This window comes from Modestobacter roseus (assembly GCF_007994135.1).
GTDB classification, from domain to species: Bacteria; Actinomycetota; Actinomycetes; order Mycobacteriales; family Geodermatophilaceae; genus Modestobacter; species Modestobacter roseus.
The window spans coordinates 1300849-1325650 of sequence record NZ_VLKF01000001.1; the positions used below are offsets into that span (position 1 = coordinate 1300849).

Below are 24802 nucleotides of genomic sequence, written 5' to 3' on the forward strand. Positions count from 1 at the left end.
AGCCTCTCGGTGAGCCCGGACACTCGACCGGGTGCCATCGGCCCTCGGCGCGGAGGCAGCTGAACGCCGGAGCTGCCCCGCGAGGTGAGCCGCGACCAGGAGGTCCCACGTGGCCATGGACGAGCAGGCGGCGCGGCGCATCGCGCGGGCCGCGTTGGTGCGGTACGGCCTCGACGAGGTGGACCTGCACTTCGTCAAGTTCCGCGAGAACTGGGTCTTCCGGGCCGAGTGCGGGGGCGAGTCCTTCGCGCTCCGGCTGCACCGCCCGGGGCTGCACTCCGTGGTGGAGATCCAGTCGGAGCTCAGCTACCTCGAGGCACTCCAGCAGCGGGGGTTCCCGGTGCCGGAACCGGTGCAGACCCGGGACGGCCAGCTGATCTGCGCGATCGACGCCGGCGACGGCGGCACGGTGCTGGTCGACGTCCTGCGGTGGGTCGAGGGGGCCGCCCCGCTCGGCGACGCCGGCGCTGCCTTCGACGGGACCAGCCCGCTCACACCCCAGGACTTCCACCGGGTCGGGGCCCTCGCCGGCACCCTGCACAACCACCTGGCGGAGCTCGGCCGGCTCCCGGGGTTCAGCCGTGCCGCCTGGGACGGCGAGGGCCTGGTGGGGGAGCGGGCGCTCTGGGGCGACCCGCTGGCGCTGCCCGTCCTGTCGGCCGCCGACCGGGAGCTCCTGGCCGGTGCCATCGCCCGGCTGGCCACCGACCTCACCGCGCTGGGGGACGGGCCGGACGTCTACGGCGTCATCCACGCCGACCTCACGCCGGAGAACATCCTGGTCCGCGGCGACGAGCTCGTCCTCATCGACTTCGACGACTTCGGTGAGGGCTGGCACCTCTTCGAGCTGGCGACCATCCTCTTCTTCTACCGCCCGCACCCGAGGTTCCCCGACTTCGTCGACGCCGTCATCGCCGGGTACCGGACCCAGCGTCCGCTCGACGACCGGCAGGTGCGCCTCTGGCCCGGGATGCTCCTGGCCCGTGGCCTGACCTACCTGGGCTGGGCGGCCGAACGCCCCGGGGAGGAGACCTCCGTGTGGCTCGGCGAGCACGTGGTCCCGGTGGTGCTGAACCTGGCCCGGGACTACCTCTCGGAGCACCGCGAGCTCGTCTGAGCTGCCACCCCGCCGGCGCTCTCCGGCGCGTCGCGCGGACCACCGACAGAACGGAACAGCCATGACCCACCCCGCAGCTCCTCCACCCAGCGACCGTCGACGTGCGCTGCTGGCACGTCGGCGCGCGACCATCGGCAGTCGGTCCCCGCTGTTCTACGAGACCCCGCTGGAGTTCGTCCGGGGCTCCGGCGTCTGGCTGGAGGAGGCGTCCGGCCGCCGGTTCCTCGACGCCTACAACAACGTGCCGCACGTCGGGCACTGCCACCCCCGCGTGGTCGAGGCCCTGGGCGCCCAGGCCGCCACGCTCAACGTGCACACGCGGTACCTCAACGAGCGGGTGCTGCAGTACGCCGAGGAGCTGCTGGAGACCTTCGGTGGCGGTCTGGACCGGGTCTTCTTCACCAACAGCGGGTCCGAGGCCAACGAGCTGGCCCTGCGGCTCGCCCGACAGCGGACCGGCGCCACCGGTGTGCTCGTGACCGACTCCAGCTACCACGGCAACACCATCACGCTGGCCGAGCTCACCACCGGCCTGACCGTCGCCGAACCGCTGGGCGCCCACGTCCGGGCGCTGCACCTCCCGGACCTGGACCGGCCGGGGACGGACGACGGCACCGACGAGGACCAGGCGCTGCGCGACGGGCTGGCCGCGGTCGACCACGCCATCGCCTCGCTCCAGGAGGCCGGCCACGGGGTCTCGGCGCTCCTGTTCGACCCGCTGTTCAGCTCCGAGGGCCTGCCCCGGCTCCCCGCCGGCTACGTCGAGGGCCTCTGCCGGCGGGTCCAGGCCGCCGGGGGACTGGTCATCAGCGACGAGGTGCAGTCCGGCTTCGGCCGCTGCGGCACGGTCATGTGGGGGCACCAGCTGTTCGACATCACGCCCGACCTGGTCACCCTGGGCAAGCCCATGGGCAACGGCCACCCGATGGGCGGGGTGGTGACGCGGGAGGAGCTGCTCGAGGACTTCGGCCGGCGGAACATGTACTTCAACACCTTCGCCGGCAACCCGGTCAGCTCCGCCGTCGGCCTCGCCGTCCTGCACGTCATGCGGGACGAGGACCTGATGGGCCGCGCCAAGCGGGTGGGTGCTGCACTCCGCGAGGAGTTCCTCCGGCTGGCGGCGGAGAGCGCGGTGACCGGCGCGGTGAAGGGGCAGGGCCTCTACCTCGGGCTCTCCTTCGTCGAGCCCGACGATCCCGCCCGGGCGAACGCACCGGCGGCGAAGGCCGTCGTCGAGGGCATGGTGGCGTCGGACGTGCTGATCAGCCGCATCGGGCCGGACGACGACGTGCTCAAGATCCGGCCGCCGCTGGCCTTCGACGACGAGCACGCCGACCTGCTGGTCGCCCGGCTGGCGCCCGTCCTGCGCGCTGCCGGCCAGCGGGGCTGACCCCGGACGCCGGGCTCGGCAGTGAGCGCGCGACGTCAAGAACTGTGCGCTCAGATCCTGGTCGTCGCCTGTGACGGGCAGCACCCTCACCAGCAACTCCGCCGGGGCCGGCGGTGGATCTCCAGCTGGCCTCCGGACCCACCCCGAAGGGAAGTGCCATGACCGCGTCCAACGCCGAACCCGCGTCCCGGCTCGCTGCCAACCAGCTCGGCGTGCCCGGGGTCGTGTTCCTCGTCCTCGCCGCCGTCGCCCCCCTCACCGGCGCCATCGTCGTCATGTCGCTGGCGATCGCGCTCGGCAACGGCAGCGGCGTCGTCTTCGCGGTCCTGGCGGTGGCCGCCATCCTGCTGCTGTTCGCCGTCGGGTACGCGCAGATGTCCCGCGAGCTGGTCAACGCCGGCGGGTTCTACGCCTTCGTCGTCCGGGGCCTGGGCCGGCCGGCCGGGCTCGTCGCGGGCTTCATCGCCACGATGGGCTACAACTTCTTCGTCGCCGGCGCGATCGGCACGTCCGGGTTCTTCACCTCGATCATCGTCACCGACCTGGTCGGCATCGACGTCCCCTGGTACCTGGCGGGCCTGGCGATGATGATCGCCTCGTTCCTCCTGGCCCGGGGCGGGATCGACATCAGCGCCAAGGTGCTGGGCGTCGCGCTGGTGCTGGAGACCCTCGTCCTCGCGGTGTTCTGCGTCGCGGTGCTCGTGCAGACCGGCTTCAGCCTCTCCGTCTTCGGCACCGACGTGATGTTCGGCGGGTCCATCGGCATCTCCCTGCTCTTCGCCGCCACCGCCTTCCTGGGCTTCGAGGCGACCGCGCTCTTCGGCGAGGAGTCCCGCGACCCGCACCGCACCATCCCCCGCGCGACGTACGCCGCCATCACGATCATCGCCGGGATCCACGCCCTGACCGTGTGGGCGCTGGTGAGCGCGGCCGGGGTCGACGACGCGCAGCAGGTGGCCGTGGACCGGCTGGCCACCGGCGACTTCGTCTTCGTGCTGATGGAGGAGTACCTCGGCTCGGTGCTGCTGGACCTGGCGCAGGTCCTGCTCATGGTGAGCCTGTTCGCCGCGCTGCTGGCCTTCCACAACATGGCCGCCCGCTACCTGTACGCGCTGGGCCGGGTGCGGATCCTGCCGCACGGGCTCGCCACCACCCGGGGCAACGGTGCGCCGCAGACGGCGCTGCTCACCAACTTCGTCTTCGCCGTCGCGGTCGCGACGCTCTTCGCCGTCCTGGACCTCGACCCGATCATGACCCTGGTGCCGGTCATGATCGGCTTCGGCACGCTGTGCGTCCTCGTGCTGCAGCTGCTGGCCGCCCTCTCGGTCGTCACGCACTTCCGCCGGGCGCGCGACACGCGGTGGTGGTCGACCTTCGTGGCTCCTGGGCTGGGCCTGCTGGGGCTGCTGGCGATCTGCGTCATGGCCATCGACAACTTCGCGCTGGTGGCCGGGTCCGACGCGCTCTACGTGCGGCTCATGCCGTGGCTGCTGGTCGTCGCGCTGATCGGTGGCCTGGGGTACGCCGCGCTGCTGCGCAGCAGCCGCCCCCGCGTCTACGAGGCGCTGGGCACCGACCTCGAGCGGTTCGACCCGTCGGCGCCCCCGGTGGACGCGGGCCTGCCGGCCCAGCAGTAGTCCCCGGCGGCAGCCCCACCCGGACCCCGGGGCTCCCTGGCCACGCCGGCCGGCGGAGTCCCGGGGTCCCTGCCCGCTCACCCACGGTCCCGTTCAGGAGGCGCACGACATGGTGGATCTCGGTCTGGCCGGCAGCAGGGTCCTGGTGACGGGCGGCACGTCCGGCATCGGCCTCGCCGTGGCTGCCGCCTTCCTGGCGGAGGGCGCGGCGGTCGGCGTCGTCGGGCGGAGCCCCGAGCGGATGGCGGCGGCCCTGGCCGAGCTCGAGGCCGGCCACCCCGGTGCGGACGTCGTCGGGGTCGTCGGCGACGTGGGGGAGGAGGAGTCGCTGCGGGCGGCGGTGGACACCATCGCCGGGCGGTTGGGCGGCCTGGACCACGTGGTCGGCAGCGCCGGGATCGCCGGCGAGCTCGGCGCCGCGGTCGACGCGGTGCCGGCCGCCGGGTTCCTGGAGGTGCAGCGGGTCAACGTGGCCGGGCCCTTCCTGCTGGTCAAGACGGCGCTGCGCCACCTGCGGGCGGGCAGCGCCCCGACCTGCACGCTGATCGGGAGCGACTCCGGCTTCGTCGCGGTGCCGGGGATGCTGGCCTACAACGCGTCGAAGGGCGCCCTGGTGCAGCTGACCAGGGCGCTGTCGGTGGAGCTGCACGAGCCGTTCGGCATCCGGGTCAACAGCGTCTGCCCGTCGATCGTGGACACGCCCATGGCGCGCGAGGGCCTGGGTCGCGACTCGTGGGAGGGCGTCGGCTACCCGGTCAGCACCCCGGAGGACATCGCCTGGCTGGTGCTGAGCATCGCCTCACCGCGGTCGCGCGCGGTCAACGGCGTCTCCCTGCTCGCCGACCACGGCTACCACGCGCGGTCCGCGTTCCCCGCCTGACGACCCGGCCGGACGCGCCGGGACCGTGCCCGGCACGCGGTACGCGACGGCCCCGGCCGCGGCCCCGGGGGAGGGCCGCGGCCGGGGCCGGGAACGACCGTGGTCAGTCGAAGACGACGAGACCGCGGATGTTGCGGCCGGCGTGCATGTCCTCGTAGGCCTCGGCGACCTGGTCGAGTGAGTACTCCTTGGTGACCAGCTCGTCGAGCTTGAGCTGCCCCCTCGTGTACATGCGCAGCAGGTTCGGGATGTCCCGCCGCGGGTTGGACTCGCCGAACAGCGAGCCCTGCAGCCGCTTCTGCATCAGGGTCAGGTCGCCCAGCGCGATCGGCGCCCCGGCGGCGGTGATGTCCCCGAGCGCCGTCAGCACCACCGTGCCGGCCTTCCGGACCGCGGCCAGCGCCTGCGCCACGTGCTCGCCCTGCACCACGCCGACGGTCACGATGGCGGAGTCGGCCCCCTGGCCGTTGGTGAGCGAGCGGGCGTGGTCGGCGGCCTCCTCCATCGTCGCGAAGGAGTGCGTGGCGCCGAAGGTCGCCGCCCACTCCCGCTTGGCGGCGACCGGGTCGACGGCGATGATCGTGCCCGCCCCGGCGTGCGCGGCGCCCTGCAGCGCGTTGGCGCCGATCCCGCCGATGCCCATGACGATGACGACGTGCCCGGGCCGGACGCCGGCGGAGTTGACCGCCGAGCCGAACCCGGTGGGCACCGCGCAGCCCATCAGCGCCGCGGTCTTCAGCGGGATGTCCTTCTCGATCTTGATCACCGAGTCGACCGAGGCGGTGGTGTGCTCGCTGAAGGTGGAGATGCCGCACTGCTGACCCACCGGCTGCCCGTCGAGGTGCATCCGGAAGCTGGTCGGGTCCTCCGCCCGGGCGCCGGTGAGCAGCGAGGCGCCCAGGTCGCACAGGTTGCTCCTGCCCTGGGCGCAGTACTCGCACGTCCCGCACGCGGGCAGGAACGAGAAGACGACGTGGTCACCGACCTCGAAGCCGGGGGTGTCCGGCCCGACGGCGGTGACCACGCCGGCGCCCTCGTGCCCCCCGGCGTAGGGGTAGACGCCGACCGGCACGTCGCCGGTGGCGGCGTGGTCGTCGGAGTGGCAGAGCCCGGACGCGGCCAGCTTGACCGTGACCTCCCCCTGGCGCGGGTCGTCGAGCTCGACCTCGACGGTCTCGTAGCTGCCGGGGGCCTGGCGGATGACGGACGTACGGGTGGTGATCGGCATGGTCGCTCCTCGACGTCGAGTGCGGGTGGGGTGTCGGCGGGAGGAACCGTCAGTAGCTGATGACCTGGGGAACGGCGACGGCCTTGAGGCCCTCCACCCCGAACTCCAGACCGTAGCCGGACTTCTTGTGCCCGCCGAAGGGGATCATCGGGTGGACGCCGCCGTGCTTGTTGATCCAGACGGTGCCGGCCTCCAGCCGGGCGGCCAGCGCCAGGGCCGCCTCGCGGTCGCTGCTCCAGACGGAGGCGCCCAGCCCGACGTCGAGCCGGTTGGCCATGGCCACGGCCTGGTCGACGTCGTCGTAGCGGACGATCGGCAGCGCGGGACCGAACTGCTCCTCCGCGACGAGCGGGTTCTCGTCGTCGATGTCGGCGACCAGCGTGGTGGGGTAGAAGTTGCCCGGGGCCGAGGGGTCCGGGTCGCCACCGAGCAGGATCTTCCCGCCGCCGTCCCGGGCGGCCTCCACCAGCCGGGCCACGATGTCGTACTGCGCGCGGTTCTGCAGCGGGCCGAGCACGTTCTGCTCGTCCAGGCCGCGACCCATCGGCATGGCCTGGGCCACCTCCACGAGGGCGGCGCAGACGTCGTCGTAGACGTCGGCGTGCACGTAGAGGCGCTTGAGGGCGGCGCAGGTCTGCCCGGTGTTGATGAAGGCACCCCAGAACAGGCCCTCGGCGACGGCCTTCGGGTCGACGTCGGGCAGCACGATGCCCGCGTCGTTGCCCCCGAGTTCCAGGGTCAGCCGCTTCACCGTGTCGGCCGAGCTCTTGATGATGGCCTGGCCGGTGGCGGTGGAGCCGGTGAACATCAGCTTGTCCACGTCGGGGTGGGCCGACAGCCGCGCGCCGACGTCGCCGCTGCCGGCGACGGCGGTGAGCACGTCGGCGGGGAGCACGTCGTTGAGCACCTGCACCAGGGCCAGCACGCTGAGCGGGGTGTACTCCGAGGGCTTGACCACCACGGTGTTGCCCATCCGCAGGGCGGGGGCGATCTGCCAGATGGTGATCATCATCGGCCAGTTCCACGGGCCGATCGCCCCGACCACCCCGACGGGGCGGTAGTGCAGCTCGGCGTGGGTCTCGCCGTCGTCGACCACGGTCTCCACCGGCAGCTCGGTGGCCGCGGTGGCCCGCAGCCAGGCGGCGCAGGCGCCGACCTCGAAGCGGGCGTTGGGGCCGTTGAGCGGCTTGCCCTGCTCGCGGGAGAGCAGCTCGGCCAGCGCCTCGGCGGACGCCTCGACCGCGTCGGCGGCGCGCTGCAGCAGCTCGATCCGGTCGGCGTCGGCCCGGGCGGCCCAGGCCGGCTGCGCGGCGCGCACCCGCTCGACGGCGCGGTCGACGTCCTCGGCCGACCCGAAGGCGACCCGGCCCACGACCTCACCGGTCGCGGGGTCCAGGACCTCCCGGCCGGCGGGGTCGGTGATGCCCGCCAGCAGCTGCTGGACGGTGGGGGTCTGCTGCGTGGTGTCCACGGGGGTGGTCACGTCGGGGGTGGTCATCGTCGGCCTCCGGGGTCGGGTGGGTGGGTGTGCGGTGGGTGGGTGTGCGGTGGGTGGGTGTGCGGTGGGTGGGTGTGCGGTGGGTGGGTGGTGTGGACGCACCGGCGTCCGGGGTGAGGGGGTTCAGCCGGTCGCCGGTGCGTCGTCCAGCCGGCGCGCTTCCCGGGCCTGCAGCTTCCCGCGGGCCAGGTGGGTGGCCGCCGCGATGCCGACCGCGGCCACCAGGGCGAGGCCGCTGGCGACGTTCTGCCAGAAGGTGGGGACACCCAGCAGGGTGAGCCCGTTGCGGAGCAGGCCCAGGAAGAGCACCCCGACGAGCACGCCGACCATGCTGCCCTCGCCGCCGGTCAGGGCGATGCCGCCGAGCAGCACGGCGGTGAGCACCGAGAGCTCGAAGCCGAGGCCCAGCTGGCTGGCCGGTGCGCTGTTCAGCCGGGCCACTGTGATCGCCCCGGCCAGGCCGGCGGCCGCCCCGGTGGCGACGAAGAGCAGGAAGGGGATCCGCCGCACGTCGACCCCGGACAGGAAGGCCGCCTCCCGGTTGACGCCGATGGCGTAGACGTGCCGGCCGGCCGGCGTCCGGGTGAGGAAGACCCCGGCGACCACCAGCACGACGACGGCGATGAGCGCCGCCAGCGGGATGCCGGCGATGTTGCCGATGCCCAGGAAGCCGAACGCGTCGCCGAAGTTGCTCAACGGCAGCGGGGTGACCAGCTGGGCGAGCCCGCGGACGGCGGTCAGCATGCCGAGCGTCACGATGAACGAGGAGAGCCCGAACACCGTGGTCAGCACCGCGTTGACGACGCCGACGGCGGCGCCCGCGGCCACGGCGGCGAGCACGGCCACCCCCGGGCTCGCGCCGGACTGGACGACCTTGCCGGCCACCACGCCGCCCAGCGCCAGGGTCGAGCCGACCGACAGGTCGATGTAGCCGGAGATGACCAGCATCCCGACCGGGGCGGCGACGATCGCGATCACCGCGGCGTCCAGGAAGACCCCGCGGAGGTTCCCCCAGCTCAGCTGGCTGCCGGTGGCGAGCTGGATGCCCACCACCATCACGACGAGCAGGACCACGAGCGGGTTCTTGACCAGCCAGGCCACGGCGGCGCCGACCGGGGAGGGCGCTGCCGCCGCGGGGGCCGCGGAGGCGGTGCGCCCCTCGGTGCCGTCGACGGCGGGCGGGGATGCGGTGCTCATCGGGTGTGCTCCAGGTCGCGGTGGATGAGGTCGAGCAGCGTCTCTTCGTCGGTGTCGCGCATGTCCAGCTCGTCGACGACCCGGCCCTTGCGCATGATCAGGCAGCGGTGCGCCAGCGCGACGACCTCGTCGGGGTCGTTGCTGGCGAACAGCACGCCGAGGCCCCGCTCGGCGGCCACCTGCCGCACCACCCGGTAGATCTCCGACCGGGCCCCGACGTCGACACCCTGGGTGGGGTCGTCGAGCAGCAGCACCCGGGTCCCGGCCCGGTCGTTGACCCAGCGGGCGATCAGCACCTTCTGCTGGTTGCCGCCGGAGAGCCGGGACACCACCACGGACGGGTCGGCGGGGCGCAGCCCGAAGGCCTCGGCGGCGGACCGGAAGAGCTGTCGCTCCGCACCGCGACGGCGCCAGCCGGCCCGGGCGGTGAGCGACATGACCCGCATGACGGTGTTCTCCGCCGAGGACAGCGAGCCGAACAGCCCCTGCTGCAGCCGGTCCCCGGGCACCAGCGCCAGGCCGGCGCGGATCGCGTCGTCCGGCCCGCCGACCTCGACCGGCTGCCCGTCGACGTGCACCGTGCCGCCGGTCGACCGGCGCCGGCCGAAGAGCGTCTCCAGGAGCCGGGACCGGCCGGCCCCGACCAGCCCGTACAGGCCGACGATCTCCCCGGGACGCACCGTGAGGGAGATCCCGGGCAGGCCGGGCGCACGGAGCCCGTCGACGGACAGCACCGGCGCGGCGTCGGCGGCCACCGGGGCCGGGGCCACGGCGGCTCCGTGCGCCCGCCCGCTGACCGCGGTGACCAGGTCGTCCTTGGTCACCCCGGCCATCGGCGAGGACCAGACGACGCGTCCGTCCCGCATGACGGTCGTGCGGTCGGCCAGCTCGACCACCTCGTTGAGCAGGTGGGTCACGTAGAGGACGGCGATCCCCTCGCCCTTGAGCTGGCGGACGAGCCCGGCCAGCCGGCGGGACTCCACCGGGGACAGCGCGGCGCTGGGTTCGTCGAGGACGAGCAGACGCGCGTCCCGGCTCAGCGCCTTGGCGATCTCCACGAGCTGACGCTGACCGATGGTCAGCTCGCGCACGGGCGTGTCCGGCGGGACGGTGAGGCCCACCCGGGCGAGCAGCTGCACCGCCCGGGCGCGCTGCTCGCCGCGACGCACGAAGACCTTCGCCGTCGTCGTCTCCTGCCCGAGGAAGAGGTTCTCGGTGACGCTGAGCCGGTCGATGAGGCTCAGGTGCTGGTAGATCACCGCGATGCCGGCGGCGATCGAGGACCGGGGATCGAGGGCGCGGTGCTCGGTGCCGTCGATCTCGATGGTCCCCGCGCTGGGGGAGGTGCCGCCGCCCAGGCACTTGATCACGGTGGACTTGCCCGCCCCGTTGTGCCCGAGCAGCGCGTGCACCTCACCGGCGGCGAGGTCCAGGTCGACGTCGTCGAGGGCGAGGGTGGCCCCGTAGCGCTTGGTGAGGCCACGGATGGAGACGGTCATGGGGGGTCCTGTCGTCCGGGAGGGCGGGGAGCGGCGGCCCCGGGGCCGCCGCTCCCCGGCGGTCAGCCGCCGAAGGCGGTGATGTACTCCTGCAGGTCCGGGCTGTCCGGGGTGACCAGGTACACCGGGACGTCGGTCTCCGGCTCCTCCCCGCGGCCCAGGGCCAGCGGGATGTCGATGGTGGCCTTCACGATGTCCTCGGACTTCACCGTGACCACGCCGCGGACCATGTTGCCCTTCTGCATCTCCTGGAACAGCGACAGGTTGCCGTCCAGCCCGCCCACGTAGGTCTCCGGGTCGTCCGCGGCCCGGCCCGTGGACAGCAGCGCCTGGTAGGCGCCCTGCGCGGCGTCGCCCACGGCGGCCAGCACGATGTCGACGTCCGGGTTGGCGGCCAGCACCGAGTTGGTCACCGTCAACGCGTCCTGCGGCGTCACCGCCTGCTGCTGGGCGACGATCTCGGCGTCCGGCGCGGCCTCGGCCAGGCCCTCCACGATCCCCCGGGTGCGCTCCTGCCCGATCTGGGTCAGCTGGTCCTCCAGCACGAGCACCTTCGGGGCGCCGTCGAGGTTCTCCGCCGCCCACTGCGCGGCGTCCTCGGCGAGCATCCGCCCGGACTCCTCGAAGCTGAACTGCAGCGTGCTGGACTGGTTGTCCATGTCCCCGGCGTAGGTGACCCAGTACTTGCCGGCGTCCATGTACTGCTGGGCGAGGGACTCGACGCTCGCCGGGTCCATCGGGAAGGACACCACCGCGTCCACGTCGCTGTTGAGGTACGTGGTCAGGTTCGACACCTGCGTGGAGAGGTCGCTGTTGTCGTTGGTGAACTCCACGGTCACCCCCTGCTCCGCGGCGTAGTCCGCGAGCTGCCCGCTGAGCACGGAGTAGATGGGCAGCGAGGTGAAGGGGAAGTCGAAGAGGATCGTGTCCACCTCGGTCGTGCCGCCGTCGGAGGACGAGGGGGCGGCACCCGTGCCGGTCTCGGTGGTGGTGCTGCACCCGGCGAGCGTCAGGGTGAGCGTCAGGGGGACAACCGCGGCGACGGTGGCGCGACGACCTGTTGTGGACATGCGGGGCCTCGATCTCTGGGGAGGGGCGGGATCAGGAACGGCGGTAGACCTGCTGGCCGGCGAACCAGGTCTGCAGGGTGGTGACCGAGCCGAGTTCCTCGGCCGGGACGGCGAACGGGTCGCGGTCGAGGACGACGAAGTCGGCCGACAGCCCCGGGGTCAGCGAGCCGGTGACGTCGGCCAGCCCCATCGCCCGGGCCGCGGACGTCGTGTAGGCGGCGACCGCCTCGGCGACGGTGATCGCCTGCTCGGGCCAGACCGTGCCGGGGAACTGCCCGGTGGGGTCGGCGCGGGTGACCAGGCCGGCGATGCCCAGCCACGGGTCCGGGGACTCCGACACCGGCCAGTCCGAGCCGCCGGCGACCACGGCGCCGGTGTCGAGCAGGTCGCGGTTGGGCTGCAGCCGGCTGGCCTGCGGTTCGGCGCGCACGGTGCGCAGCGCCTCGACGATGACGCCGGGGAACCACAGCGCGGGGGAGATGTCGGCGACCACGTCGAGCTCACCGAAGCGGGCGATGTCGTCCGGGTGCAGGTACTGCCCGTGCGCGATCTGCACCGGCACGGTCAGCCCCTCGGCCCGGCCCGCGGCGACCACGTCGAGCACCATCCGCGCCGCGGCGTCGCCGGTGCAGTGGATCTTCAGCCCGATGCGCAGGTCGGCGGCGCGGCGCAGCCAGCCGGCGAGCTCCTCGATCGGCATGGTGGTGTGCCCGGTGACGCAGGCGCCGTGCTCGTCGGGGAGGTAGGGCTCCAGGAAGGCACCGGTACGCGAGGTGGGCACGCCGTCCAGGAAGATCTTGGCGAAGTCCGGCCGGTGGTGCCGGGTGCGGAACCGCTCGCCCTGGGAGAGCAGCCCCTCGCCGACCAGCTCGGTACCGAAGATGAAGTCGTTGACCAGCATCGAGGTGACCACCCAGGCCTGCAGCCGGCCTTCGGCGTCGAGCTTCTGCAACCCGGCCATGGTGTCCAGGGAGGCGGCGGCGTCCTGGAAGGCGGTGACGCCGTGGGCGTGCAGCATCTCGATGCCGCGCTCGGAGTTGCGCGCGGCGTACTCGGTGTCGCGCTCGACGGTGGCCGCCCAGGCGCGCTGCACCAGCCCGCCGGCCGCCTCGAACAGCACCCCGGTGGGGGCGCCGGTGCCATCCCGGACGACGCGGCCGCCGGCCGGGTCGGCGGTCAGCTCGAAGATGCCGCCGGCGGTCATCGCCGCGGTGTTGGCCCACTTGTTGTGGTGGCTGTCGTCGGTGAGCAGCACCGGGTGCCCGGCGGAGGCGGCGTCGAGCGCGGCCAGCGCCTCGGCCGTGGACAGCTGGTCGATCAGCCCCGAGCCCCAGGACTCGCCGACCACCCAGGCGCCCGGCTCGAGACCGGCGGCGTACCGCCGGACCGCGTCCAGCAGCTCGTCCAGGCCGGCGGTGGCCGGCACCAGCAGCTGGTGCAGGTCGGCCTCCCCGGCCACGCCGTGGTGGTTGTGCACGTCCATCAGCCCGGGCAGCACGACCTGCCCGCCGAGGTCGACGACGGTGGTCCCCGGCCCGGCGAGACCGGCGAGCTCCGCGCCCGAGCCGACCGCGACCACCTGCCCGTCGCGGACGGCGAACGCCTCGGCGCGCGGCCGGGCGGGATCGAGCGTGTGCACGACAGCTCCGGTGATCAGCAGGTCGACGGCGCTGTCGGCCACGTGGTCCTCCATCGGGAGTTCGCTCGGTGTTCCCCGCCGTGTCGCGGGGCGTCCGCCGTCCTGTGGCGGGCATCACGCACTCTGGGCCGCGCGGCCGGTGGCCGGTGACCATCTCGTGCACCCGGGTTCGCCGTTTCGCGCACCCGCGCCGTGACCGGGCGGGTCAGCCGGCCGGCTCGGCCGTGTACACCACCCGGCCGGCGAAGTACGTGCGCAGCACCCGCGTGCGGTGCACCTGCTCCGGTTCGACCGCGAACAGGTCGCGGTCCACGACGACGAAGTCCGCGGCCCGGCCCGGGGTGAGCCTGCCGGTGACGTCGCCCAGGCCCAAGGCCTCCGCCGGGTGCGCGGTGAAGGCGGTGACGGCCTCCTGCACGGTGAGCGCCTGCGCGGGGTTGAGCGCGCCGGGCACGGCCGGATCGGGGTTGCGCCGGGTGACCATCGCCTCGAGCCCGGTCCACGGGTCGGGGGTGGGCGCGGCGCACGGCCAGTCCGACCCGGCGGCGACCAGGGCGCCGGAGTCGACGAGGTCGCGGAACGGCCACGAGGCGGCGACGACGTCCTCGGGCACGTGGACGGCGATGCTGTCCTGGATCACCCCGGGGAACCACAGGTGGGGTGAGGCGTCGGCGACCACGCCGAGGGCGGCGAAGCGGGGGAGGTCGTCGGGGTGCACGTACTCCGTGTGCGCGATCTGGAACCGCGGCCCGTCACCCCGTCGACTGCGCACCTGCTCGACGGCGTCGAGCACCAGCCGCACCGAGGCGTCCCCGGTGGCGTGGAACTTCGCCCCCAGCCCGAGGTCGTGGCACCGCTCGACCTCGGCGACCAGGTCGGCGAGCGTGAAGTACAGCTCGCCGGTGGTGGCGGGCTCGCCGTGCCGGCACAGGTAGGGCTCCAGCAGCGCCGTCGTCCGGGTCATCGGCACCCCGTCCAGCACGATCTTGACGAAGTCCGGCCGGACCAGGTCGCTGCGCTGCGTCCGTGCGTCGTCGATGAGCTCCGCACCGACCGGGCCCTCCTCCAGGAACGGCCGCACCGGCAGGGAGGCCACCACGCGCAGGGTCAGCTCGCCCCGCGCCTCGAGGTCGCGCAGCGCGGCGAGCGGCGCGCCCATCGTCGCGGCCTCCTGGGCGCTGGTGATCCCGTAGGAGTTCAGCACCCGCACCGCGGTGGCGACCGCCTCGCGGATGCGGGCCGTCGGGTCGGCGATGGACGCGGCGAAGGCCGACTCCGCCCGCGCCGAGGCGAGCTCGTGCAGCACGCCGGTGAGCCGGCCCCCGGCATCGCGGACGAAACGGCCCCCCTCCTCGTCCGGGGTGTCGTGACCGACCCCCATCAGCTCCAGCGCCCGCGAGCTGACCCAGCGGTTGTGCATGGTGTCGTCCCGGATCAGCACCGGGCGGCCGCCGCTGGCCTCGTCCAGGGCCAGCCGGTGCTGCTCGTCGGTCAGCTCGCCGAGCACGGTGCTGCCGAGGATGCCGCCCACGACCCAGGCGTCCGGCGGCAGCTCCCGGGCCCAGGCGCGCACCTTGGCCAGCACCTCGTCCAGCGTGTCGGTCGGCAGCAGGGGCAGCTCGAAGGCCGCCTGCGCGCCGGCCAGGTTGAGGTGCACGTGCCCGTCGACCAGGCCGGGGAGCACCAGCGCGCCCGCCAGGTCGTGCACCTCCGTGCCCGGGCCGGCGTGTCGGGTGACCTCGTCGGCGGGGCCGACCGCCACGAGGACGCCGTCCCGCACGGCGAGCGCCTCCGCCCACGGCCGCTCCGGGTCGAGGGTCCAGATGCGGGCCCCGGTGACGACCAGGTCAGGGGTGGGCGGGGTGGGGGGCACGGGCGCCTCCGGGATCGGCGTGGGCGGCCGCGGAGAGCGGCGCCGGGTGTCCGCACAGTCCACGGCAGGGCGCACCCGGCCCCCCGCCATCCCGCGCACGGTCGACCGCCAATTCGTGCACCGGCGGCCCCGGCCGGCGTGCCCTCGAGCGGCGTGCCCTCGAGCGGCGGGGGGCTCAGGCGGCGCGGGTGTGCTGGCGGCGCAGCTCCGCCGGGGACTCCCCGAAGGCGGCGCGGAACTGGCGCGCCAGGTGGGTGGTGTCCAGGATGCCCCAGCGGGCGGCGATGGCCGGCGTGGTGCGCCCGGCCAGCGCCGGGTCCAGCAGGTCCCGGCGGATCCGCTCCAGGCGGCGACGGCGGATCCAGGCTGCCGCGGAGAACCCCTCCTGCGCGCACATCTTGTGCACCTGGCGCACCGAGACCCCGAGGGCCGCGGCGATGGAGTCGACGCTCAGGCCGGGGTCGCCCAGGTGGGCCAGCGCGTGGGCGCGGACCCGGTCGGCCAGGTTGATCCGTCCTGCCCCGGCGATCTGCGGCAACCCGTTGTAGACAGCCAGCAGCATCGACACGAGTGCGTCACCGAGGTGGATGGCGGCGGCGGAGTCGCCCAGTCCGGCGTCGTCGCACCGGGCCAGCTCGTCGACCATGAGGGCGAGCGCCCGGGCGGGGCCGCTCGTCGCCGGCACCGGCACCGCGGTGCGCTCGCTGAGCTGCCGCAGGTGCGGTTCCAGCCGGTCGCGCGGGACGGCGACGACGACGGCCTCCCAGCGCGGGCTGACGGTGTGCAGCTGGTAGGGCCGGATGGTCTCGTAGACGACCAGGCTGCCCGCCCGGATCTCGCACTCCCGCCCGTCCTGCGTCAGCCGCACGACCCCGTGGCGGGGCCAGGTCAGCTTGACGAACTCGGGGTCGGTGGAGCTGAGCAGGCGCCCGGTGCGGGAGACCGAGTTCGCCCCGGTGGTCAGCGAGGCGACGAGCAGCCCGTCGGCCCGGGCGCTGCGCACCTGGCCCTGGAAGGAGGCGCCCTGGGCCGGTCGGATCCGGACGGGGGCACAGGCGGAGGAGACCGCGGTCTGGAAGGTGTCGAGGGCGTGCTCCTCGATCGCGGAGGCCTCGGCTGCCGTCGGACGGGGTCCGTCGGCGTCGCCCGGCCCGGTCGAGGACGGCGGGTCTGCGAGAAGCACGCTCACTCCTTGACCAACTCGGAATACGAGCAGTGAGCCCGAAATGCACACGCTAGATGCCCGGAGGCCCCGGACATAGGGGTCTGCCCGTGCCTGTGCACAGTCGTGACCTGCGGCCCCGGTCCGGGTCCCGCGGACGTCACTCCGGCCCCCAGGTGACCGGCAGGGAGGACAGCCCCCGGAAGACCCAGCCGGCCCACTGCTCCGCACGCCGTGGATCGCTCCGCAGACCGGGGAGGGCCTCGTGGACGAGCGGGACCGCGATCTCCCCGATGGAGATGCGGGCCGCCCAGTGCCCGGCGCACAGGTGGACGCCGCTGCCGAAGCCCAGGTGCGACCGTCTGGGGCGTGCGCTGTCGAACTCCGCTGCGCCGTCGAACTCCGCCGGGTCGCGGTTCGCCGCCGCGACGACCACGCCGATCGGCGCCCGCTCCGGGAGACGGGTGCCGGCCAGCACGGTGGCCCGGGTGGTCTCCCGGGGGTACATGCCGATGGGGGAGACCCACCGGACCGTCTCGTCGAAGACGGCCGGCCACAGTGCCGGGTCGGCGAGCACCCGCCGGCGCTGGTCCGGGTGGCGGCTGAGCGCCCAGACGACGGCGGTCACCATGTGCTGGGGCTCGTTCATGCCGCCGGAGATGGTCAGCTTCACGTTGGCCGCCACGGCCTCGTGCGGCAGCCCGCCGTTCACGAAGGCCGAGGTCATCGACCCGTCCGGGTGCCGGCGGTACCACGGGACGAGCTCCTCCAGCAGGGCGTCGACCTCCTCGCGTGCGGCATCGCAGCGGCGCCAGGTGTCCGCGTCGTCGTGCAGGTTGCCGGTGCCGGCGATGAAGGCGTGCGACCACCGCTGCATGTCCGCCGCGCTCGCCCCCCGGAGCCCGAGGAGGTCGACGAGGTTCTGTGCGGCGACCGGCCCGGCGTAGTCGCGGTTGAGGTCGGCGTCGTCCGGGCCCTGCTCGCGCAGGACCGCCAGCTGGGTCCGGGCGTTGCGCTCGAAGACCGGTGCCCAGGTCTGCCGGATGTTCTTCGGCCGCAGCGTCGGGTTGACGGTCTGGCGCTCGACCGCGTGGTCCGGGTCGTCCTTGCGGAGCATCGGTTGCGCACCGAGCGCACGGGCGAGGGTCGCGCTCCCGCCGGTGACCGAGGCCGAGTACGTCTCCTGGTCGGCCTCGACGTCGCGGCACCCCGCGAAGGAGGTGACGAGGTACTTGCCCACCGCCGGCACCCGCACCACCGGGCCCAGCTCGCGCAGTCGGGTGTAGGTGTCGTAGGGGTCGCGCGCCAGGACCGTGGGGTCGACCCAGTCGGCGGTCGGGGCGTCGATCGGTGCGGACATGGTCTCTCCGGATCGGGTCATGGCACGGGCGCCGACTGCTTGGCGAAGTCCTTCAGGCTGAACGCCGGGTCGGCCGCCTGTTCCGGCGTCGGGGTCACCGCCCCGGACAGCACCCGCCGCGCGGCGACGTGGTCGGCTGCCCGGTTGAGCGACTCCACGGCGACCAGCGCCCCGTCGCGGAACGCCAGGACCGAGAAGCGACCCCCCGGGCGGTCCCCGCACACCACCGTGGTGTCCCCGGGCTGCGCCAGCCCGGCGATCTGCAGGCGCAGGCTGCCCTGGTTGCTCCAGAACCAGGGCAGCTCGCCGTACCCGGCCGGTGCGCCCAGGATCTGCTGGGCGACGTGCCGCCCCTGGTCGGTGGCGTTCTGCACCGACTCCAGGCGGCGCCGGCCGCCCAGGCCCGGGATCGGGAAGCTCGCGCAGTCGCCGATGGCGTAGACGTCGGGGTCGGACGTGCGCAGGTGGGCGTCCACGACGATCCCGTCGTCGACGACGAGACCGGCCGCCGTCGCCAGCTCGTCCCGGGGGCGGACCCCCACGCCGATCAGCACGACGTCGGCGGCGTACTCGGCACCGGCACCGCTGACCAGCCCGGTGACCCGTCCGTCCCGGCCGCGGATCCCGGCCAGGCCCTCGCCGAGCCGGAGATCGCTGCCCATCGCCCGGTGCGCGTCGGCGAGGTGGGTGGACATGTCGGCGGTCAGGGCACGGCCCATCGGCCGGTCGGTGGTCTCGAGGACGGTGACCGCGAGGCCGCGCGCCCGCGCCGCGGCGGCGAACTCCAGGCCGATGAAACCGGCGCCGACCACCGCGGCGGACCGGGCCTGCTCCAGGTCGGCCCGCAGTCGCTCGGCGTCGGCCAGCGTGCGCAGGTCGTGCACGCCGGCCAGGTCGCTGCCGGTCACGGCGAGGGTCCGGTTGGCCGCTCCGGTGGCCAGCACGAGGGCGCTGTAGTGCAGCTCGTCGCCGTCGTCGAGGACGACGGTCCGGCGCCGACGGTCCAGGACCGTCGCGGTCACGCCGGTGCGCAGGTCGATCCCGTTCTCCGCGTAGAACCGGGCGCCACGCAGGGGCAGCGGTTCGGCCGTGTCGCCGGGGGCGAGGAAGTCCTTGGACAGCGGAGGGCGCTGGTACGGGAGGGCGTCCTCGTCCCCGACGAGGGTCACCCTCCCGTCGTGGCCGCCGGTGCGCAGGGACTCGGCGACCTGGACCCCCGCGTGCCCCGCCCCGATGACCACCACGTGCTGCACGGGGCGGCCCTCAGACCTGACTGGCCGGGACGTCGACCTCGATCTCGTCGAGGTCCGGACCGACGACGACCTGACAGCCGAGCCGGCTGCGGTCGGCGTCCCGCGGGGCGGTGGTGCAGTCCAGCATCTCCTCCTCGTCCTCGCTGATGTCCGGCAGCGCGCCGAGGTAGGGGTCGCGGACGTACACGTGGCAGGTGGCGCACATGGCCTGGCCGCCGCACTCGCCGACGATCCCGCGGACGCCGTTGCGGACGGCGGCGCGCATCAGGCTGGTGCCCGGCTCGACGTCGAGGACGTCGGCCGTGCCGCCGTCGTGGTGGTAGGTCACCGTGGGCATGTCGAACTCCTCGAGTTCTCAGGGCGTCTGGGGTTCTCAGGTCGTCTGGGGTTCTCGGGGCGTCCGGGTCTCAGGACCACAGGACCGGGAGGTGGGTCACGCCGCGGAAGACCCAGCCCTGGATCGTCGCGGGGGCGGCGGGGTCGAGGCGCAGCTCGGGCAGTTCCGCGAACAGCTGGGGCAGTGCGACACCGACCACCGACGCGCGGGCGACCCAGGCCCCGGCGCAGAAGTGGCTGCCACCGCCGAAGGCCAGGTGCGGCACCTTGGGCCGGTCGACGTCGTAGCTCTCCGGGTCGGCGAAGACCGCCGGGTCGCGGTTGGCCGCACCCACGTGCACGCCCAGCCGCGCGCCTGCGGGGATCTGCAGGCCGTCGAGCACCGTGTCCCGGGTGGCCTGCCGGGGGTACATCCCGATGGGCGCCACCCACCGGATCGACTCCTCGAACGCATCCGCCCACCGCGACCCCGCGAGCACCCGCTCCCGCTGCCCGGGGTGCGAGAGCAGCGCCCACAGCGTGGTGGCGATCGCGTCGCGCGGCTCGTTCAGCCCGCCGCCGATGGTCATCTTGAGGTTGGCGCGCAGCGCCTCCAGGGACATGGGCATGTCCGCCAACCCGGAGAGCAGCGTGTGGTCCGGCTCGTCCCGGAAGTGGGCGAGCATCTCGTCGATCGCGGTGTCGACCTCGGCGGACGAGCGCTCCGCCGCAGCCCACACGTCGGGGTCGTCGGCGTAGTTGCCGGTGCCGTCGATGAGGGTCTGCGACCACCGCTGCAGGTCGTCGGCGGTGGCGTTGTGGAAGCCCAGGACCAGTCGCAGGTTCTCGGCCGCGTACGGCGCCGCGAAGTGGGAGACGACGTCCGCGCCCGGTCCGGCTGCCTTCAGCTGGTCCAGGTGGACCCGGGCGTTGGCCTCGAAGACGGCGTTCCAGTGCGCCTTGATCGCCCGCGGCCGCAGGACGCCGCCGTAGGCCTGCCGCTCTGCCGCGTGCTCGGGGTCGTCCTTGCGGAGCATGCTGTGGCCCATCGACCGCTTCATCAGCGAGCCGGCCTCGTCGGCGGTGAAGCGCTCCGCGTCCTGCTCCACGTCGTGCGCGGCCTCGTAGCCGACGATCAGGTAGCGGTCCACCGCCGGCACCCAGTGGACGGGCGCCTCCGCCCGCAGCCGCTGGAAGATCGGGTACGGGTCGTCGAACAGGTCCGGGATGGTCACCCACTCGGCGGTGGGGACGGGCCGGACGTCGTTGGCCTGCGTGGTCATCCTGAGGAGGCCCTTCGTCGGTACGGGCGGTCCGATCACTGTGGCGCCGATCACCAGTCCAGGTAAAGTTCGAAGTCCTTGACAACAACCGAAGCTGAGGTGGGGTTCGCCGATGGCCGAGTACACGCTCCGCCAGCTCCACTGCTTCGTCGCCGTGGCGGATGCGGGTTCCCTCTCCGGTGCGGCCGCGACGCTGCGGGTCACCCCCACCGCGGTCGCCTCCGCGCTCACCGAGCTCGAGCGGATCCTGCGCACCCAGCTCGTGGTGCGCCGCAAGGCCCACGGCGTCTCCCTCACGCCCACCGGCGTCTACCTGCGGAAGCGGGCGGCGGTGCTCCTGCGCGACGCGGAGGAGCTGCGGCTGATGACGGCCAGCGGTGGCACCGAGCTCGCCGGTCCGCTGACCCTCGGGTGCTACGTGACGGTCTCGCCCACGATCCTGCCGCTGCTGCTGCGGTGGACCGCGGAGCACCACCCGAAGGTGCAGCTGGACGTCGTGGCCCGCAGCCAGCAGGAGATCACGGCGCTGCTCTTCGCCGGCGCCCTCGACCTGGCCATCGTCTACGACATGGGCCTGCCCGACGGCCTGGAATCGGTCCTGCTGTACATGGTCCGGCCCTACGTCGTGCTGCCGGCCGACCACCGCCTGGCCGGGGCGGGCTCGGTGTCCCTCGCCGAGCTGGCGGAGGAGCCGCTGATCCTCCTCGACCTCCCGCCCGCGGCGCAGCACACCCTGCGGGTCTTCGAGCAGGCCGGGGTCACCCCGCGGGTCGCCCAGCGCACGACCGACTTCGAGCTGACCCGGTCCCTCGTCGCCCGGGGTCTCGGCTACTCGGTCCTCGTGCAGCGCCCCGCCGTCGACCGCTCCTACGAGGGGCTGCCCCTGACGGCGCTGGAGATCGACCCGCCCGTGGCCGGCGTGGGCGTGCAGATGGTCTGGCCCTCGGGGGTGCGGCTCACCGACCGGGCGCAGGCACTGGCGGGCTTCGCCGCCGCCCAGGCGCGCTTCACCGACTACCGGCACCGCAACGCCGGCGCTGCCCGCCGGGCCGACGCCGGCCCGCCCTCGCCGTAGACGCGTCGCGCCGTCGTCCCGCGTGCGTGGCGTGCAGCACGGTGCTCGCCCCCAGGCCCGCGGACCACGACGAGGGCCCGGGCCGCCGGGCCGGGGGCGTCCACCCCGGTGTCCCCACCCGATCGACGGCGCGCACCTGGTGGAGCGACGCACAGCGCGGCCCCGACCCAGCTGGCCTCGCCGGCCAGCGTCCTGGGCTCCCGTGGCGTGGACGTCCCGGTCGTCGGGAGCACGCCGGCCTGCAACCCGTCGCTGCTGGACGAGCCGTGCCGGGCCCGGGCGGACCTGCGCGCCGACGCCAGGGAGGGCGCGTGCGCGTCGGGCGACCTGACCCCGGAGGGGGTCGTCGCGGGCCTCCAGGACCTCCGCGTGCCGGGAGACCGACGGTTGTTCCCGGCACCGCTGGACCACACCGACCCGACCCAGCCGCCGCTGCGCACGGTGCACCTCGCCACGGCCGCGCGGCGCTCCCGCCCGCGCGACCGCAGCCGGGTTTCAGTAGGAGGCGCGCTCGGTCGCGTCGGGAGCCGGCACCCACTGCGCGGCCAGGGCCTCGGACCCGCGGGCCAGCAGCGCGACGTCGGCGCCCACGAGGACGAACGACGCGCCTGCGTTGAGGTAGGTGCGGGCGACGGCCGGGTCGAAGGCGTTCACGCCGGCGGCAGCGCCCTCCGACCGGATCGCCGCCAGCGCCCGGAGCACGGCGGCCGTGACGTCCGGATGGGTCTGCTGGCCCAGCAGGCCCATCGACGCGGCGAGGTCGGAGGGGCCGACGAAGACGCCGTCGATGCCGTCCACCGCCGCGATCTCGGCCGCGTTGTCGACGCCGGCCACGGTCTCGACCTGCACGAACACCGACACGTGCGTGTCCGCCTCGGCGAGGTAGTCGTCGACCCGGTTCCACCGGGCCGAGCGGGCGAGCGCCGAGCCGACGCCGCGGCGGCCGCGGGGTGGGTAGCGCACGGCCTCCACGACGGCCCGGGCCTCGGTGGCGGAGGAGATCATCGGCACGAGGACGTTCTGCGCGCCCAGGTCCAGCACCTGCTTGATGGTCACCACGTCACCGATCGGCACGCGCACCACGGGGGCGACCGGGTAGCCGGCCAGCGCCTGCAGCTGGGCCAGCACCGACTCGAGCCCGTTGGGGGAGTGCTCCATGTCGACGAGCACCCAGTCCAGGCCGGCCCCCGCGCAGATCTCGGCGACCAGGGAGGACCCGGAGCACACCCACATGCCGGCGAGCGGTCGCTGCGCGTCGCGCAGGTCGTCGCCGAACGTCGGCCTCAGACGAAGCGGCACGAGATCGCCCCCATCGTCCCGTAGTCGCACACGACGCTGTCGCCGCGGGAGATCCAGACCGGCCGCGTGAACGACCCGGCGAGCACGATCTCGCCGGCGGCCAGGCCGGCCCCGTGCTGCCACAGCTTGTTGGCCAGCCAGGCCACGCCCACCGCGGGATGGCCGAGCACGCCGGCCGCCACGCCGGTCTCCTCGATGCTCTCGTTGCGGTAGAGCAGCGCGGACACCCACCGCAGGTCGACGTCGTCGGGGCGCTTCGGGGTGCCACCGAGCACCATGCCGCCGTAGGCGGCGTTGTCGCTGATGGTGTCGACGATGGTGCGACCCTCCAGCTCGATGTGGCTGTTGAGCACCTCGAGCGCCGGCGTGACGTACTCGGTCGCCCGCAGCACGTCGAACACCGTGCAGTGCGGGCCCTCGAGCGGCCGGCCGAGGACGAAGGCGAGCTCCACCTCGATGCGCACGTTGGTGTACGCGTCGAAGGGGAGCTGCGCTCCGCTCTCCCAGACGGTGTCGTCGAACATCACGCCGTAGTCCGGCTCGGTGATGCCCGTCGCCTGCTGCATCGCCCGCGAGGTGAGCCCGATCTTGCGGCCCACCAGCCGCCGCCCCTCGGCGAGCCGCCCGTCGCGCCAGACCCCCTGGATGGCGTAGGAGTCCTCGACGGTCGCCTCGGGGTGGCGTGCGGTGATGCGCGGGATGAGCCGCCGCTCTCGGTCGGCCGCGGCCAGCTCCTCGGCGAGCCCGGTGATCACCTCGGGTGCCAGCATGGGTGTCCTCTCCTGGTCCTGGGTCGTGTCCTGCCGGGGTCAGAGCTGGTTGCCCAGCTTGTACTCGCCCTGCTTCCACGACGGCATGGACTCCTCACCCTCGGTCGGCCGGGTGTAGGAGAACCCGTCGGCGCCGATGGTCACCGCCATCTCCGAGCTCTCGGTCCGGGCGACCACCGGCTGCGGGTTGCCGTCCAGGTCCAGCACCAGGGACGCCTCGGTGTACCAGGACGGCACCACCGGGTTGCCCCACCAGTCGCGGCGCTGGTTGTCGTGGACGTCCCAGGTGACGACCGGGTTGTCCGGGTCGCCGGTGTAGTAGTCCTGCGTGTAGATCTCGACCCGGTGGCCGTCGGGGTCGCGCAGGTACAGGTAGAAGGCGTTGGAGACGCCGTGCCGGCCCGGTCCCCGCTCGATGGCGTCGGAGCGCCGCAGCGCGCCGAGCTTGTCGCAGATGGCCAGGATGTTGTGCTTCTCGTGCGTGGCGAACGCGACGTGGTGCATGCGCGGTCCGTCGCCGCCGGTCATCGCGGTGTCGTGCACGGTCGGCTTCCGCCGCATCCACGCGGCGTAGACGATGCCCTCGCCGTCCTGGATGTCCTCGGTGACCCGGAAGCCGAGGTTCTGCATGTAGGCCACGGCGCGGGGCACGTCGGGGGTGACCTGGTTGAAGTGGTCCAGCCGGACCAGCGCACCCGGGGTGTACAGGTCGTAACGCCAGGCCAGGCGCTCGACGTGGGCCACGTCGTGGAAGAACTCGTAGGGGAAGCCGAGGGGGTCCTCGACGCGCACCGAGTCGCCGATGCCGGTGGTCCAGCCCTCCGTCCGGCGCTCCACCCGGCAGCCCAGCTCGGTGTAGAAGGCGACCGCCTTGTCCAGGTCCTCGGGGGTGCGCACGCGGTAGGAGAACGCGGCGACGGCGGCCACCGGGCCCTTGCGCAGCACGAGGTTGTGGTGGATGAACTCCTCCATCGACCGGAGGTAGACCGTCTCCTCGTCCTCCTCGGTGACGACGAGGTCGAGCACGTCGACGTAGAACTGCCGGGAGGCCGCCAGGTCGGTGACGACGAGCTCCATGTAGGCGCAGCGCAGCACGTCCGGGGGCTCCGCCTGCGGCGTGGGGATCGGGTTGTCGCTGTGGATCGGCGCCTCCTGGGAGACGTAGAAGCCCGAGGAGGTCAGGGTGCGGTCACTGGCGCGGGTCATGTCGGCGTCCTTGCTCGAGTGGTGGTCCGGCGGTGAGGGGGTGGGGCGCGG

General features: G+C 73.8%; 20 protein-coding genes. 5 read left to right on the forward strand and 15 right to left on the reverse strand.

Features of this window, described 5'->3' with window-relative positions:
- Positions 1 to 115 precede the first annotated feature (115 nt).
- The 4 genes from JD78_RS06220 to JD78_RS06235 all read left to right on the forward strand — a co-directional run bounded on the left by JD78_RS06220 (position 116) and on the right by JD78_RS06235 (position 5024).
- The gene (locus tag JD78_RS06220) at positions 116 to 1117 is read left to right on the forward strand and encodes a phosphotransferase enzyme family protein (RefSeq protein ID WP_153360983.1); all 1002 of its coding nucleotides are present in this window, start codon (positions 116 to 118) and stop codon (positions 1115 to 1117) included.
- A 61-nt stretch (positions 1118 to 1178) separates the two neighbouring features.
- Positions 1179 to 2507 (forward strand): aspartate aminotransferase family protein, encoded by a 1329-nt coding sequence (locus JD78_RS06225; protein WP_153360955.1) that lies wholly within the window; start codon positions 1179 to 1181, stop codon positions 2505 to 2507.
- 158 nt (positions 2508 to 2665) lie between these two features.
- On the forward strand, positions 2666 to 4144 hold the full coding sequence (locus JD78_RS06230) for an APC family permease (protein ID WP_153360956.1): 1479 nt from the start codon (positions 2666 to 2668) through the stop codon (positions 4142 to 4144).
- Between the two features lie 109 nt (positions 4145 to 4253).
- Positions 4254 to 5024, forward strand: a complete 771-nt coding sequence (locus JD78_RS06235; protein WP_194290486.1) for an SDR family NAD(P)-dependent oxidoreductase — start codon at positions 4254 to 4256, stop codon at positions 5022 to 5024.
- A gap of 103 nt (positions 5025 to 5127) precedes the next feature.
- Here the strand turns inward: JD78_RS06235 and JD78_RS06240 are convergent, their stop codons facing one another.
- The 12 genes from JD78_RS06240 to JD78_RS06295 form a co-directional block, all read right to left on the reverse strand.
- Complete coding sequence (locus JD78_RS06240; protein WP_153360957.1) at positions 5128 to 6252, reverse strand: NDMA-dependent alcohol dehydrogenase; 1125 nt, start codon at positions 6250 to 6252, stop codon at positions 5128 to 5130.
- A gap of 49 nt (positions 6253 to 6301) precedes the next feature.
- Entirely contained in the window at positions 6302 to 7750 is a 1449-nt protein-coding gene (locus JD78_RS06245; protein WP_153360958.1) for an aldehyde dehydrogenase family protein, read from the reverse strand.
- 123 nt (positions 7751 to 7873) lie between these two features.
- The gene (locus tag JD78_RS06250) at positions 7874 to 8947 is read right to left on the reverse strand and encodes an ABC transporter permease (protein WP_153360959.1); all 1074 of its coding nucleotides are present in this window, start codon (positions 8945 to 8947) and stop codon (positions 7874 to 7876) included.
- Positions 8944 to 10446 (reverse strand): sugar ABC transporter ATP-binding protein, encoded by a 1503-nt coding sequence (locus JD78_RS06255; RefSeq protein WP_153360960.1) that lies wholly within the window; start codon positions 10444 to 10446, stop codon positions 8944 to 8946. The genes JD78_RS06250 and JD78_RS06255 overlap by 4 nt, the downstream gene beginning before the upstream one ends.
- Before the next feature lie 62 nt (positions 10447 to 10508).
- Positions 10509 to 11516, reverse strand: coding sequence for a sugar ABC transporter substrate-binding protein (locus JD78_RS06260; RefSeq protein WP_153360961.1), 1008 nt, complete (start codon positions 11514 to 11516; stop codon positions 10509 to 10511).
- A 31-nt stretch (positions 11517 to 11547) separates the two neighbouring features.
- Positions 11548 to 13197, reverse strand: a complete 1650-nt coding sequence (locus tag JD78_RS06265) for an amidohydrolase (RefSeq protein WP_228395213.1) — start codon at positions 13195 to 13197, stop codon at positions 11548 to 11550.
- A gap of 163 nt (positions 13198 to 13360) precedes the next feature.
- A complete protein-coding gene (locus tag JD78_RS06270) occupies positions 13361 to 15028 on the reverse strand; it encodes an amidohydrolase (RefSeq protein WP_208104003.1) in 1668 nt (555 codons plus the stop codon).
- A 175-nt stretch (positions 15029 to 15203) separates the two neighbouring features.
- The gene (locus tag JD78_RS22525; RefSeq protein ID WP_153360964.1) at positions 15204 to 16211 is read right to left on the reverse strand and encodes an AraC-like ligand-binding domain-containing protein; all 1008 of its coding nucleotides are present in this window, start codon (positions 16209 to 16211) and stop codon (positions 15204 to 15206) included.
- Positions 16212 to 16350: 139 nt separating this feature from the next.
- The gene (locus JD78_RS06280) at positions 16351 to 17550 is read right to left on the reverse strand and encodes a cytochrome P450 (RefSeq protein ID WP_153360965.1); all 1200 of its coding nucleotides are present in this window, start codon (positions 17548 to 17550) and stop codon (positions 16351 to 16353) included.
- A 17-nt stretch (positions 17551 to 17567) separates the two neighbouring features.
- Positions 17568 to 18803 (reverse strand): NAD(P)/FAD-dependent oxidoreductase, encoded by a 1236-nt coding sequence (locus tag JD78_RS06285; RefSeq protein ID WP_208104004.1) that lies wholly within the window; start codon positions 18801 to 18803, stop codon positions 17568 to 17570.
- Positions 18804 to 18813: 10 nt separating this feature from the next.
- Positions 18814 to 19140, reverse strand: coding sequence for a 2Fe-2S iron-sulfur cluster-binding protein (locus JD78_RS06290; RefSeq protein WP_153360966.1), 327 nt, complete (start codon positions 19138 to 19140; stop codon positions 18814 to 18816).
- A gap of 70 nt (positions 19141 to 19210) precedes the next feature.
- Positions 19211 to 20401 (reverse strand): cytochrome P450, encoded by a 1191-nt coding sequence (locus JD78_RS06295; RefSeq protein ID WP_153360967.1) that lies wholly within the window; start codon positions 20399 to 20401, stop codon positions 19211 to 19213.
- A 112-nt stretch (positions 20402 to 20513) separates the two neighbouring features.
- On the opposite strand from JD78_RS06295, the gene JD78_RS06300 reads away from it, so the two are divergent.
- On the forward strand, positions 20514 to 21476 hold the full coding sequence (locus JD78_RS06300; protein WP_153360968.1) for a LysR family transcriptional regulator: 963 nt from the start codon (positions 20514 to 20516) through the stop codon (positions 21474 to 21476).
- Positions 21477 to 21971: 495 nt separating this feature from the next.
- Here JD78_RS06300 and JD78_RS06305 read toward each other — a convergent pair whose 3' ends face one another.
- Genes JD78_RS06305 through hpaD form a run of 3 tightly spaced genes read right to left on the reverse strand, consistent with a single transcriptional unit; the run spans position 21972 to position 24751 of the window.
- On the reverse strand, positions 21972 to 22775 hold the full coding sequence (locus tag JD78_RS06305) for an HpcH/HpaI aldolase family protein (protein ID WP_153360969.1): 804 nt from the start codon (positions 22773 to 22775) through the stop codon (positions 21972 to 21974).
- Positions 22760 to 23545, reverse strand: coding sequence for a 2-oxo-hept-4-ene-1,7-dioate hydratase (gene hpaH / locus JD78_RS06310; protein WP_153360970.1), 786 nt, complete (start codon positions 23543 to 23545; stop codon positions 22760 to 22762). Before hpaH ends, JD78_RS06305 begins: the two co-directional genes overlap by 16 nt.
- A 39-nt stretch (positions 23546 to 23584) precedes the next feature.
- Positions 23585 to 24751 carry a 3,4-dihydroxyphenylacetate 2,3-dioxygenase gene (gene hpaD / locus JD78_RS06315; RefSeq protein ID WP_153360971.1) on the reverse strand — a complete coding sequence of 389 codons (1167 nt, stop codon included), beginning with the start codon at positions 24749 to 24751 and terminating at the stop codon, positions 23585 to 23587.
- Positions 24752 to 24802: the final 51 nt, after the last annotated feature.

Bases quoted from the DNA above. Each gene is read 5' to 3' on its own strand.
- JD78_RS06235 (WP_194290486.1), top strand. From the start codon at position 4,254: ATGGTGGATCTCGGTCTGGCCGGCAGCAGGGTCCTGGTGACGGGCGGC.
- JD78_RS06255 (WP_153360960.1), bottom strand. From the start codon at position 10,446: ATGACCGTCTCCATCCGTGGCCTCACCAAGCGCTACGGGGCCACCCTC.
- hpaD (WP_153360971.1), bottom strand. From the start codon at position 24,751: ATGACCCGCGCCAGTGACCGCACCCTGACCTCCTCGGGCTTCTACGTC.
- JD78_RS06220 (WP_153360983.1), top strand. From the start codon at position 116: ATGGACGAGCAGGCGGCGCGGCGCATCGCGCGGGCCGCGTTGGTGCGG.
- JD78_RS06250 (WP_153360959.1), bottom strand. From the start codon at position 8,947: ATGAGCACCGCATCCCCGCCCGCCGTCGACGGCACCGAGGGGCGCACC.
- JD78_RS06295 (WP_153360967.1), bottom strand. From the start codon at position 20,401: ATGACCACGCAGGCCAACGACGTCCGGCCCGTCCCCACCGCCGAGTGG.
- JD78_RS06245 (WP_153360958.1), bottom strand. From the start codon at position 7,750: ATGACCACCCCCGACGTGACCACCCCCGTGGACACCACGCAGCAGACC.
- JD78_RS06230 (WP_153360956.1), top strand. From the start codon at position 2,666: ATGACCGCGTCCAACGCCGAACCCGCGTCCCGGCTCGCTGCCAACCAG.
- JD78_RS06260 (WP_153360961.1), bottom strand. From the start codon at position 11,516: ATGTCCACAACAGGTCGTCGCGCCACCGTCGCCGCGGTTGTCCCCCTG.
- JD78_RS06240 (WP_153360957.1), bottom strand. From the start codon at position 6,252: ATGCCGATCACCACCCGTACGTCCGTCATCCGCCAGGCCCCCGGCAGC.
- hpaH (WP_153360970.1), bottom strand. From the start codon at position 23,545: ATGCTGGCACCCGAGGTGATCACCGGGCTCGCCGAGGAGCTGGCCGCG.
- JD78_RS06290 (WP_153360966.1), bottom strand. From the start codon at position 19,140: ATGCCCACGGTGACCTACCACCACGACGGCGGCACGGCCGACGTCCTC.
- JD78_RS06225 (WP_153360955.1), top strand. From the start codon at position 1,179: ATGACCCACCCCGCAGCTCCTCCACCCAGCGACCGTCGACGTGCGCTG.
- JD78_RS06300 (WP_153360968.1), top strand. From the start codon at position 20,514: ATGGCCGAGTACACGCTCCGCCAGCTCCACTGCTTCGTCGCCGTGGCG.
- JD78_RS06280 (WP_153360965.1), bottom strand. From the start codon at position 17,550: ATGTCCGCACCGATCGACGCCCCGACCGCCGACTGGGTCGACCCCACG.